General features: G+C 61.7%; 12 protein-coding genes. 4 read left to right on the forward strand and 8 right to left on the reverse strand.

From position 1 onward, the window contains the following. Positions 1-303: 303 nt before the first annotated feature. The 7 genes from ACTJLB_RS18180 to ACTJLB_RS18210 form a co-directional block, all read right to left on the reverse strand. The gene (locus ACTJLB_RS18180) at positions 304-1,914 is read right to left on the reverse strand and encodes an MFS transporter (RefSeq protein WP_440784072.1); all 1,611 of its coding nucleotides are present in this window, start codon (positions 1,912-1,914) and stop codon (positions 304-306) included. A 30-nt stretch (positions 1,915-1,944) separates the two neighbouring features. After that, on the reverse strand, positions 1,945-2,592 hold the full coding sequence (locus ACTJLB_RS18185) for a TetR/AcrR family transcriptional regulator (RefSeq protein WP_088173758.1): 648 nt from the start codon (positions 2,590-2,592) through the stop codon (positions 1,945-1,947). An 808-nt stretch (positions 2,593-3,400) separates the two neighbouring features. Further along, on the reverse strand, positions 3,401-3,808 hold the full coding sequence (locus ACTJLB_RS18190; RefSeq protein WP_087754903.1) for a RidA family protein: 408 nt from the start codon (positions 3,806-3,808) through the stop codon (positions 3,401-3,403). Positions 3,809-4,215: 407 nt separating this feature from the next. After that, positions 4,216-4,629 carry an SMU1112c/YaeR family gloxylase I-like metalloprotein gene (gene gloA2 / locus ACTJLB_RS18195; protein ID WP_020067989.1) on the reverse strand — a complete coding sequence of 138 codons (414 nt, stop codon included), beginning with the start codon at positions 4,627-4,629 and terminating at the stop codon, positions 4,216-4,218. 117 nt (positions 4,630-4,746) lie between these two features. Next, complete coding sequence (locus tag ACTJLB_RS18200; RefSeq protein ID WP_020067990.1) at positions 4,747-5,334, reverse strand: flavin reductase family protein; 588 nt, start codon at positions 5,332-5,334, stop codon at positions 4,747-4,749. 1 nt (position 5,335) lies between these two features. Then, a complete protein-coding gene (locus ACTJLB_RS18205; RefSeq protein WP_087754905.1) occupies positions 5,336-6,070 on the reverse strand; it encodes a GntR family transcriptional regulator in 735 nt (244 codons plus the stop codon). After that, complete coding sequence (locus ACTJLB_RS18210; RefSeq protein WP_440784073.1) at positions 6,067-7,008, reverse strand: polysaccharide deacetylase family protein; 942 nt, start codon at positions 7,006-7,008, stop codon at positions 6,067-6,069. Before ACTJLB_RS18210 ends, ACTJLB_RS18205 begins: the two co-directional genes overlap by 4 nt. 301 nt (positions 7,009-7,309) lie before the next feature. Between ACTJLB_RS18210 and ACTJLB_RS18215 the strand changes: the two genes are divergently transcribed. The 4 genes from ACTJLB_RS18215 to ACTJLB_RS18230 are packed head-to-tail and all read left to right on the forward strand — an operon-like array spanning position 7,310 to position 11,555. After that, complete coding sequence (locus ACTJLB_RS18215; protein WP_027804623.1) at positions 7,310-8,365, forward strand: ABC transporter ATP-binding protein; 1,056 nt, start codon at positions 7,310-7,312, stop codon at positions 8,363-8,365. Positions 8,366-8,409: 44 nt separating this feature from the next. Next, positions 8,410-9,711, forward strand: coding sequence for an ABC transporter substrate-binding protein (locus tag ACTJLB_RS18220; RefSeq protein ID WP_020067994.1), 1,302 nt, complete (start codon positions 8,410-8,412; stop codon positions 9,709-9,711). 31 nt (positions 9,712-9,742) lie between these two features. Continuing rightward, positions 9,743-10,657: an ABC transporter permease gene (locus ACTJLB_RS18225; RefSeq protein WP_440784074.1), complete on the forward strand. Its 915-nt coding sequence runs from the start codon at positions 9,743-9,745 to the stop codon at positions 10,655-10,657. 1 nt (position 10,658) lies between these two features. After that, the gene (locus ACTJLB_RS18230) at positions 10,659-11,555 is read left to right on the forward strand and encodes an ABC transporter permease (protein WP_440784075.1); all 897 of its coding nucleotides are present in this window, start codon (positions 10,659-10,661) and stop codon (positions 11,553-11,555) included. Positions 11,556-11,597: 42 nt separating this feature from the next. Here the strand turns inward: ACTJLB_RS18230 and ACTJLB_RS18235 are convergent, their stop codons facing one another. Next, entirely contained in the window at positions 11,598-12,311 is a 714-nt protein-coding gene (locus ACTJLB_RS18235) for a TetR family transcriptional regulator (protein WP_310350697.1), read from the reverse strand. Positions 12,312-12,337: the final 26 nt, after the last annotated feature.

Here is a 12,337-nt window from a genome sequence, read left to right on the forward strand (position 1 = left end):
CCGGGTTAAACCGGAGCGGCCTCCGAGCCGCGCCGCAGCCTTGACGGTGCGGCAACGCACAGACTGCAAGACTTACTGCTCCAGCGCTGGCGTCGAGTAGAAAATGCATGGCCCAAAATGCTTCATTACTGAAACAATTTTGAATGTCGGGCGGTCGTCTTCCATTTGCCTCGCGGCGCCGAATTACCTGTGAACTACTCAATCACCGGTAAATGCAATCGTAATTAAAATGAATTCCGTGTGAAAAGCATAATGATTTTCCCGGAGACACAGCTATGAAAACGATTACCTGCGCGGCAATTTTCAAGCGGCTGCGGCGGCCCGCCGCAACGCGAGTTGCTGATGCCGCACGAGCAGCACGCTCAAGCCGATGCAGACGAACATCAGCACGGCGTTGATCGCGAGACTCAGCTGGAACGCGTGGGCGTAGCGGGCAGGCGCCGCCTCGGCGCCGGCCGCTCCCACCGCGCCGAAGAACGCGCCGCTGATAGCGGCCGTGCCGAACGCCGAGCCGATCTGCAATGTCGACGAGATTACGCCCGACGCGAGCCCTGCTTTTTCGGGGGCGACCTCCAGCAGCACGATGCGCATGATCGACGGCAGCAGCAAACCCTGACCGACTCCCGCGCATACCAGGCCCGCGTAGAACGGCAGGTCCGGCGCGGCGCCTGCGGCTGCTCCTGCGGCACAGCCTGTGACCGTGAAGCCTAGCGTCATCATCGAAAATCCGAGCGTGAGGACATGAGCGCCGATGCGCTTGACCACCGCGGGCGACGCGAGCGGTCCAATCACGAAGCCAATGGCGAACGGCATGATCGCGATACCTGATGCGAGCGGCGTCCAGTGCAAGCCCGTTTGCAAGAAGATGCCGTAGGTCAGGAAGAATGCGCTGTTGCAATAGAAGAGGAACGCGAGCACCAGGCCGAGCGCGAACGCGCGGTTGCGGAACAGTTGCAGATCGACGAGCGGATGGCCGCCGCGGCGCTCAACACGCCGCTCGGTGGCGACGAAGAGCGCGAACGCGGGCACGGCGAGCGCGAACATCGCGAAGGTCCATGCGGGCCAGCCGGCTTCCCGGCCATGCGTCATTGGATAGATTATGAGCAGCAGCACGGCTGAGAGCAGCGCGACGCCCTTCAGATCGAGGCCGGTGTGCGTAGCCGGCTGGTTCTCGGGCACAAACTTCCATGTGCCGAGAAACGCGGCGATCCCAATCGGAATATTGATCAGAAAGATGACGCGCCAGTCGAGCCCGAACGGGTGATAGGTAATCAGCGCGCCGCCGCCCAGTTGCCCGACGATCGACGAGAGTCCGAACACGAAGCCGTAAAAACTCATCACGCGCGTCTGCTGATGCAGCGGCACGACCGCGCGGATCGTCGCAAGCACCTGCGGCGCCATGATCGCCGCCGCCATACCCTGCACGATGCGCGAGATCACGAGCATGTGACCGCTGGTCGCAAAACCACACAGCGCCGACGCGACCACGAACGCGGCCATGCCCGTCATGAACATGCGACGCCGGCCGAACAGATCGCCGAGCCGCCCGCCAGTGATGAGCAGTACCGCGTACACGGACGAATAGGCTGACACGACGAGTTGCAACTGCGCGTCCGTCGCGTTCAGACCGACGCGGATCGATGGCAGCGCGAGGTTGACGATGAAGTAGTCGAGCGGCGCAAGGAAAGCGCCGACGAACAGCACTGCAAGCGCAAGCCCCTGACGTTCGAAACGCGGCGCCGGCTGTTCGCCGGCCGGCGCCTTTCGAGCCGAGGCGCCGGCAGCGCTTGTCATCGCGGCGGTGGCAGCGACGGAGCCCGGGCAAACCGCGACGTTCGCAGCCGGGCAACCTTTTACGACGTCCGCACCGACGAAGGTCGCAACTGAGGGAGATCCATTTCGTTCCGATTTCATGACTGAACGTTCAATAATTCGGCAAAAAATTTAGACGAGGGCTCGCATTGCGACATCGACGATGCCGATCAAAGCGTCTTCCCTATGGGCGACTCGCCCGAGTACACGCAGGCCTTGCATGATGCACAGCAGGAAGTCGCCGACAGCTTTTTCGTCGAGCGTCGAGTTGAATGCGCCGCTCGCCTGCCCACGGATCACCGACGCCGCCAGCAACGTCGCCATTCGACGTTGAACCGCGGCAACGCGGCTGCGCAGCTCCTCGTCGCCGGGCTGCATTTCGAGGGTGGTATTCGTAATGAAGCAACTGCGCTCGCCCGTCAGTGCACATGCAACGCGCGCGTAGTGGAGCAACGCGTTGCGCAGCGCCTCTTCAGGCGGCACCGGCGCATTGAGGCGCTCGGCGAGACGCGCGACCGAGCCCTCGGCGTAATGGTCCAGCGCGGCGAGCATGATGCCGTGCTTGTCGCCGAACACGCCATACAGGCTGCCGCGCAACAGGCCGGTGGCCTTGCACAAGTCCTCGATCGAGGTGGCGTGGTAACCGTGGTTCCAGAACACCTGGCTCGCGCTCGCGAGCACGGCCTCGGTGTCGAACTCGCGCGGGCGGCCGCGCGCGCAGACCTCGCCTTTCTTCGATGAAGGCTTTGACGAAGATTGCGGATGACCGGTTGATTTCATTTCACGGATATTATGACTAACCGTTCAATAAAGCAAATCCGGGGTTTCGTAGGGAGGGATTCGCGTAGCGGGCCGGCGCCTGGAGCAGTAAGGGTCGCCATGTGCGCCCGCTCGCTCGAGCGGGCCGTGACTCACCGGGGTGGAGTTCGGCCAGTGACGACAAACACAACGAATAACGAACGCTGTCGCAAAGAATGCAAGAAATCCCGAGCTGCAGAGATTCCCTCGTCGACGTCGCTTCCTTCGTAAAACCAATTTTCGTGCGTAGGCTCAAGACTTCGTCCGTCTGACGATGCGCGATAAACGTCCCCGCCAAGGACCAGCCACTTTTGGCCCGCAATCAGGTGCAACGCCTGCTCTGCTTCCGAGAGATGTAATGCGGCTTCCTTTAGACCCATATCTTCAAGCGACCGCCCGCTGCGAGCGTAAAGTTCGAGAATTTCGGATATGGCCATTGGCACCATTGTGAAAGTGACTGTCGAAAAACCGGATCGATTGACAACTTGTCGATTGGTGCAAGACGCTGGATCGTCAGCAACCAGAGGCTGATCGTCAAATGGCCGTTTGCGGCTGAAGCTTTGTAAAAACGCATGCCGAATGCGGCATTCTAAAAGATCGACTCTTCAGATCGCGTCGTGTCGGCTTGGCAGCAACTTGGAAGGGTAAGACGCCCCTCGGAAACCAAGTACTTTGGCGTTTTTCCACACCCTCGACCGGATAACTGCCTAGCGCGCCAGACCGCAGGCGAGCCGCCTGAGACATTCAAACATTGGCACCAGACGGCGGCACTCAAACCGATAGCCGACGGTTACGCGTCAGCCGCGCTTCGTTGTATCGCCAGACACCTGATTTCGGCCAGCAAACCTGGGTGCGCAAGCTCTGATACGCCGATCGCAGTCCAAACACACTTGCCGCGGGGAAAAACGCGGTTCTTCACCTCGCGGAAGACCGACATGTGTACGCTCATTTGTACGTGGTAGCTCGTCATCTCGACAACGTCATCAAATGTACAGCCTGCCGCATGGAGAACTGTCTTTAGATTCTCCCAACACGCGAGGAACTGTGACTCAGGATCGTGGATGACCTCAAGCCCTCGTGTACGCCCGACTTGCCCGGCGCAAAAGACAAATGTTCCTACCTTGACAGCTGGCGCATAGCCCGCGCGTTCGACGATTTGCTCCATTCCGTTGGGAACAATGATTTCTCGGTCGATCATGCAAGCTTTCCTTCGTGATAGTGATGGGCGACTCGGTGTTCAAGGCAACGTAACTATACGCGCGACCGAGTCAAACCTCCGCCGAAGCGGCCATCCGTCGCATCGCACTGAACGTCTTCGATTGGCCGACAACCGACTCACACATTGCACACCGCCCGACCGCGCCGCGGTGCTCCCGGAAACTGGTCAGCACATCCTCAGTTTTCGCCCGGGGATCATTAGACCGGTACTAGAAATCGCCCCGCGGAAAGAAGAACGGCAGCCGAGTTCCCGCTATAGACTCCGACTGCCCGAGTTGCGCGTCGGCCGAACCGCTTCCCCTCAGCGCCCGAATCTGCAATTCATCGTGTGGGTTGGCCCTGTTAACCTGGTCGACAACGACGATCGTCGCCAACCTACCCAACGGTTCAGACCGACTGCTTGTGGCTAAGCCCAGCCCCCACCTCGTATAACTCCAGTGGAAGCCCATCAGGGTCCGCGAAGAAAACGAAACGCCTGTTTGTATATTCATCGACGCGTACGTCCTCAACCAGAACTCCCTTAGATTCAAGCAACGCTTTACAGACATCGACGTCGCTCACGCCAAACGCGAGATGACGCAAGCCGCACGCTTCCGGATAGGACGGTCGAAGCGGCGCATCCGGAAACGAAAACAGCTCGACCTGCGATCCGTCGGGAAGCATGAGGTCCAGCTTGTATGACTGTCGATGCTCCCTGTAGTGCTCGGCCACTATCTGAAGGCCAAGAATCTCCGTGTAAAAGCGGCGAGACACCTCGTAATTCGAACAAATGATTGCAGCGTGATGAATGCGCAGAAGCATGATAGTTGGCCAAAACGACTTGCAGACGATATGAAAGGACTGTACCGACCTTCCTTCCACTTCTGCAAGCCCTTGTTTGGCACGGCCGGTGCGCATCGGGCGTGGCGGCGACCCGCATCACAATTGGAAGCGATCGCGTGTCGTGACATAGTCGCTCGCGCCGAAGCGGCCCACCGGAAAGTAGTGCTGCAATCGCACTCGCCACGTTTCGATGTCGATCAACTCGTCCCGCACGTGCAGCATCAGCACCTTGCCGATAAAGATGTGGCGACTCGGCGTTTCAAGGGTCTCCCACAGAGCGCATTCGAACGCGACGGGCGCCTGCGCGATGCGGGGCGGCTTCACGCGCGTCGACGCCATCGCTGAAAAACCCACCTCATCGAGTTCGCTGATATCGGGCGCAAAGCGCTCGCCGCAGCGATGCATCTGCTGCGCAATCGGCTCGTCGGCGAGATGCACGACGAACTCCTTTTCGCGCGGAATGTTCACGGCGGTGTCTTTCAGCGTGCCGTCTGCCAGCCGGTTGATACTCAACATGACGATCGGCGGTTCCTCGCCAACCATGTTGAACATCGAGAACGGCGCCGCATTGACGGTGCCGTCCGCGCCAAGCGTGGTCACGAGCGCGATGGGCCGTGGCACGATCAGACTCGCCATCAGCTTGTAGCGCTGATATTCGGTGATCGCTTCGAAGTCGATTTGCATGTCATTCCGTAGAGGTTGATCGATGCGGTTCGATGCCGAGCAGATGCGCAAGCCGCTTCGTTCCCGGCATGTCCGATGTCTCGATGCGCGCTTCGAGACTTTGCAGATGCGCGGTCATATGCGCAATCGCACCTGCCGCATCGCGCGATTCGAGGCAGTCGAGAATAGCCGTGTGCTCGTCATGCTCGCAGGGCGCATTGCCCACCCGTTCGTACGCGCCGACAATCAGCGAACTGCGCGAGATCAGCTCCGTCAGATAGCGCTCCAGAATCGCATTGCCGGACAGTGCGGCGATACGCAGATGGAATTCGCTGGCAAGCCGCGCCCACGACGGCTGATCGAAGCGATGCATCGCTTCGTGCTCGTCGGCAAGCTGCTTGCGCAGTGCGCTGATGTCCTCGACGCTCGCGCGCTGCGCCGCAAGCTCGACGAGCGCACGCTCGACCGCGCGCCGCGCCTCGAAAATTTCACGCGTTTCCTCGCGCGTCGGTTGCGCGATCACCGCGCCTTTGTTCGGGCGCAATACGACGACGCCGTCATGAGCGAGCTTCTCCAGCGCGCGCCGCACCACCGCGCGGCCCACGCCGAACAGCGCGCACAGTTCCGGCTCGGGCAGCTTTGTACCAGGCGTAAGCCTCTGATTCAACACTCCTTCGAAGATCGACTGATAGATCCGTCCATCCGCGCTCACCTCGTCGCGCTGGCCGTGCCGCGCAACCGCACGCACGGTGCTCATGCGGCTTGCGCCGGTGCGGGCACGGCCTCCTCGACATGGCGCGCAATCGCCCCGGGCGTGGTGAGCCAGATGTCGTCGCGCGCGCTGGCAACATGCGCGAGCGCTCGGCGCAAATGTCTCAACCGGTATGGCTGGCCGACGATGTACGGGTGCAGCGCAATCCCCATCACGAGCGCTGGAGACTCGCGCGTACGCTGGGTCTGCTCGAGCATTTCGTCGAACTGGTCGATGATCATGTCCGCGAAATCGCGCATGTCCATCTGCCGCGCCATGATCATCGGCAGATCGTTCAACTCCTGCGGATAGGGAATCGACCAGAGCGGCCCCGCGCTCGTGTGCATGCGCACGGGGCGATCGTCGTGACACCAGTTGAGCGTGTAGCGATAGCCCGTTTCCGCAAGCAGGTCCGGCGTCGCATGCGACTCCGAGATCCACGGTGACAGCCAGCCTTCCGGCACGACACTGGAACACTCGCGGATGCGCGCGCGGCAATGCGCGAGCAGCGCGCGCTCGTCGTCCCGATCCAGATCGCTTTGACGCTGCGCGTTCGTGTGGCCGTGAGCAATCAGTTCGTCGCCACGCGCCACGCATGCGTCGATCAGCGCGGGGCAGTGATCGTACAGCGACGTATTGATGAGCGTGCCCGCCGGCATGTCGAGCGAGTCGAACAATTCGATGCACCGCCACGCGCCGACGCGGTTGCCGTACTCGCGCCAGCTGTAGTTCAGCACGTCAGGCTGCGGCGACAGCGGCCCGAGCGCCGCGCCCAGCCCTTCGCCGAACGCAAAGTGCTCCAGGTTGAAGCCGAGGTAGACCGCGAGCCGAGCGCCGTTCGGCCAGACGTAGCCGTTGCCTTCATGAACCGGCTGATAGTCGAACCGGCCATGTGTCTTTAGGAAACCCAACGAAGCACACGGCTCTCGCTTGTCGTCGTTCATTGTCACGTGTGAATGATCCGGTTTGGTTAGTTCGTGCCCCAATCCGAACGAAATCTGCACTGCGATCGCACACGGAATGCATCGGCAAGTGCTGACGATCGGGGCCTGCGATCGTGTGCAATATGCGCGCCAACGTGTCGACAGATGCGGTCAGCAGGCACGGTGGCGCTCGCTCCCCGTCGCGCTCGCGGTCGACACCATCGCGAATGGCATACGACTTGCAAAAGCCCCCGGGCTGCATGCGCCGTGCCCCTGCACGCTCGCCGTATTCCACTCGTGTCTACACTCAGGACAAACCTTCATGGTTCAGCCGGCATCCACTGTGGTTCATGCAAGCCCAGCCGACATCGAGCTCGTGCATGTATCGAAGCGCTATGGCGATTCGCTCGCCGTCGACGCCATCGACCTGCGCATTCCCGGCGGCGCTTATTGCTGCCTGCTCGGTCCGTCAGGTTGCGGCAAGACCTCGACTTTGCGCATGATCGCGGGTCACGAGTCGGTGTCCGACGGCGACGTGCTGATCGGCGGCCGCAATGTCACTCGCGAGCCGCCTGCCTCGCGCGGCACGGCAATGGTCTTTCAGAGCTATGCGCTGTTTCCGCATCTGTCCGCGCTCGACAACGTCGCGTTCAGCCTCAAGATGCGCGGCGTCGCCAAAGAGGTGCGCAGAAACCGCGCCGGCGAACTCCTCGAACTCGTCGAGATGTCGGCCTACGCGCACCGCAGGCCCGCCGAGCTTTCGGGCGGCCAGCAGCAGCGCGTCGCACTCGCGCGCGCGTTGCTCAACGAACCGCGCTGCCTTCTGCTCGACGAACCGCTCTCGGCGCTCGACCCCTTCCTGCGCGTGCAGATGCGAGCCGAACTGAAACGCTGGCAGAAGGAACTCGGCATTACCTTCGTGCACGTCACGCATTCACAGGAAGAAGCGATGGCACTCGCCGATCTCGTGGTGGTGATGAGTCACGGCCATATCGAACAGACGGGCACACCGTTCCAGGTCTTCAACCAGCCGCGCACGGAATTCGTCGCGCGCTTTCTCGGCGGCCATAACGTGCTCGGCGCGAACGGCCGGCTCTTCACCGTACGGGCCGACCGTCTGCGCATCGCGCCGCAAGGCGTCACGCCCGGCACGAGTGCGAGCGAAAGCGGCTTGAGCCGCATCGGCGGGCTCGCGTGCACGGTGCGCGAAGCGGAGTACCAGGGCACGCACCTGCGCATCACGCTCGATCCGCTGGATGGTTCGCCCGCGCTGGTCTCGCTGATGAGCGACGCCGACTACGACCCGCAACGTCTCGGACCGGACGCGCGCGTGACTGTCTGGTGGGACGAGCAGAACGCCCATCCGCTCGCGGCGTAATGCCCAAAATCACAACCCAACGATAATCCTTCGAGGAGAAAGCAATGAACGACGACAAGCTGGCAGCACCCGCGCAACACGTTGAAGAAGAGACAGTCAGCAAGGGCATGTCACGCCGCACGTTCGTCAAGGGCGCCGTCGCGGCGGCGGGCATCGCGGGCTTTCCGTATGTGCACGCACAAGAGAAAATCACGCTGCGCTACCTGGGCACGGCCGTCAACCAGAGCGCGGAGATCGCAAAGAAGTTCAAGGCAGACACGGGCATCGAGATTCAATACATCCCCGTGACTACCGACGACGTCACCAAGCGCATCATCACGCAACCCAATTCATTCGATATCGTCGACACCGAGTACTTCGCGCTCAGGAAACTCATTCCCGCCGGCACGCTCGCGGGCATGGACGCGAAGCGCATCAAGCTCGCCGACAAGATCACCCCCGTGCTCACGAAGGGTGAAGTGGACGGCAAGAAGATCGGCGATCAGGGCACCGCGCCGAAGAAAGTGATGTTCCTCAAGGGCGCGCGCTCCACGGAGTTTTCCACCACGCCGACGGAATGGATGACGCTCATCCCGACCACGTACAACGCCGACACGCTCGGCATCCGCCCCGATCTGATCGCCCGTCCCGTGACGAGCTGGGCCGATCTGCTCAATCCGCAATTCAAGGGCAAGGCCGCGCTGCTGAACATTCCCGCCATCGGCATCATGGACGCGGCCATGGCGATCGAAGCGACGGGCCGCGTGAAGTACGGCGACAAGGGCAACATGACCAAAGCCGAAATCGACCAGACCATCAAGATACTGATCGAAGCGAAGCGCGCTGGCCAGTTCCGCGCATTCTGGCGCGACTTCAACGAGAGCGTGAACCTGATGGCCTCGGGCGAAGTCGTGATCCAGTCGATGTGGTCGCCCGCCGTCACGAAAGTGCGCACGATGGGCATCGCCTGCAAGTTCCAGCCGCTCAAGGAAGGCTATCGTTCATGGGCATCGGGCTTTGGCTTTCCACGCTCGCTGCAGGGCAAGAAGCTCGACGCGGCGTATGAGTTCGTCAACTGGTTTCAGGATGGCTGGGCGGGCGCCTATCTGATGCGCCAGGGCTACTACCCCGGCGTCACGGAAACGGCAAAGTCGCATATGCAGGCCTACGAATGGGACTACTGGATGGAAGGCAAGCCCGCCGCGCAGGACATCAAGGCGCCCGACGGACAGCTGCTCGAAAAGGCGGGCAGCGTGCGCGACGGCGGCTCGTACAACCAGCGCATGGGCGCCATTGCATGCTGGAACGCCGTGATGGACGAGAACATCTACATGGTGCAGAAGTGGAACGAATTCATCGCGGCATGACGGTCCTCACGCATCAGCCCGGAGTGTAACGATGGCCTCGGTCGACTATCTGCAGCAAACCAAGCGAATGCCCGCGCGCCATCGACGCGTGAGCGCCTGGCTGCAAGCCACGCCGCTCACGCTGACGTTCGCGTTCTTCTTCATCGTGCCGCTCGTGATCACGTTGATCGTGAGCTTCTGGGACTTCAACGAGTATCAGATCATCCCGGCCTTCACGTTGAAGAATTACGCGGCGATATTCGACGGTTGCGGCTCGCTGACGGATGTGTGCGTCACCTTCAAGACCTACTGGTCGACGCTCAGGTTCTGCGCAATCGTCTGGGCGGTGACGCTCGTGCTCGGCTTCGCAATCGCGTATTTCCTCGCGCTTCACGTTCGCACGACCGCGATGCAGACGGTGCTGTTTCTCGTCTGCACCATTCCGTTCTGGACCTCCAACGTGATCCGCATGATCTCGTGGATTCCGCTGCTCGGCCGCAACGGGCTCGTCAATCAGGCGCTGATGTCCGCGCATCTCGTCGATCATCCGCTCGACTGGCTGCTGTATTCCAGCTTCTCCGTCGTGCTCGCGTTCGTGCATCTGTACACGTTCTTCATGATCGTGCCGATCTTCAACGCAATGATGCGCATCGACCGCTCGCTGTTCGAAGCCGCGCGCGACGGCGGTGCGAGCAGCTGGCAGGTGATCCGCGACGTGGTGTTGCCGCTGTCGAAGACGGGCATCGTGATCGGCTCCATTTTCGTCGTCACGATCGTGATGGGCGACTTCCTCACCGTCGGGGTCATGGGCGGGCAGCAGATCGCTTCGGTGGGCAAGATCATCCAGGTGCAAACGGGATATCTGCAATTCCCCGCCGCGGCAGCCAACGCGATCATTTTGCTCGCCGTCGTGCTCATGATCGTATGGACGCTGACGCGCGCGGTCGACATCAGAAAGGAACTGTGACATGCGACTTCTCGCCCGCCACCGCGAGCAGCGGCCCGCGAGCTTCTACTGGCTCGCCCTGATCTTCGGGCTCTTCGTGCTGTTTCTGTACGGCCCGGTCATCACGATCTTCATTCTGTCTTTTCAGGGTCCCGAGGGCGGCTTGACCTTTCCGATGCGCGGTGTGTCGCTACACTGGTTCACTGTCTTGCGCGACGGCGTCGGCGATGTCGATATCTGGGCCGCATTCGGGCGTTCAGTCAAACTCGCTCTTGCCGTCACCGTGTTGACGGTCCTGTTCTCGGTGAGCGCGGGCCTCGCATTCAGGCGCCGCTTTCGCGGCGACACGGCGGTTTTTTACGTGTCGGTTGCGAGTCTGATCATGCCGTCGATCATCGTGTCGCTCGGCATCGGGCTGACGTTCCGTCTGCTCGACACGCTCATCAAGTATCTGGCGAACGCATGGGGCTTCCAGTCGTTCGCGGACGGCTGGACGACGTCGATGGGTCTCTACACGTCCGCGCTCGGCGCGCATCTCACCTGGACCCTGCCGTTCGGCCTGCTCGTGATGTTCGCCGTGTTCAACCGCTTCAATCCCGCATTCGAAGAAGCCGCGCGCGATCTCGGGGCCTCGCCGTGGCAATCGTTCAAGCATGTCGTGCTTCCCATCATCGGGCCCTCCGTCATCGGCGTCGCGATGTTCGGCTTTACGCTGTCCTGGGACGAAATCGCCCGCACCTCGCAGGCAATCGGCGATCAGAACACCTTGCCGCTCGAATTACAGGGCTTGACGACATCGGTGACCACCCCCGTCATTTACGCGCTCGGCACGATGACGACCCTGATCTCGCTGCTGGTGATGATTGGCGGGCTGCTCATCGCGAAGTCGATCGCGCGCAAGCGGGCAAGCGTTCGTTGAAGCGCGCCGCACGCAACCTGCGGCATCCGCTCAGGCATCCGCTCAGGCATGCGCCGCCAGTTCCGGCACGTGTGCGCCGGCGAGAAACGCGCGCACCAGTTCGTGCGCCTGCGCCTTGTGCGCAGCCTGCCATGAAGGCTCGAGCATTTCCGTCGCGAACATGCGCGAGAGCGTGTACGCATTGGACTTGTGAAAGTACGCGAGACTCACGAGCGTCACGTACATGTGCAGCGGGTCGATCCCCTTGCGCAGCGTGCGCGCGGCCTCGCCGCGCTTGAGCAGCGTGCGCAGCTTGTCGAGCACGGGCGACGACATCTCCGGAATGGCCTTCGAACGTTTCAGGTAGCGCGCGCGGTTGAGGTTCTCCCACGACAGCAGACACAGCAGTTCGGGGTGCGCGGCGAAGTGTCCTTCGATGAAATCGTAAAGCTGGACGATGCCCGCTACGGGTTCGACCGTCTGCACATCCGGCGCAACGGCGAGCTCGGCTTCGCGCAGCCGCTCGAGCACATGCTCCAGCACTTCGACGTACAGCATCTCCTTGCCGCCGAAGTAGTGATAGATCATGCGGATGTTGACCTTCGCGCGGCTCGCGATGCCTTCCACGCGCGCGCCGCTAAAGCCTTTGTCGGCGAACTCCTTGATCGCGATCCGGAAGATGCGCTCGCGTGTCTTCGCCGCAAGCTGCTGGCGACGCGTTGGCGCTTCCTTCGTGTCCCGGGAGCGTGCGCTGGATGCAGGGGCGTTGCGTGGCATGGTATCGATGAAAGTGGGGAGATGGC

Source organism: Paraburkholderia sp. 22098 (assembly GCF_052045935.1).
In the GTDB taxonomy this organism is placed as follows: Bacteria; Pseudomonadota; Gammaproteobacteria; order Burkholderiales; family Burkholderiaceae; genus Paraburkholderia; species Paraburkholderia caledonica.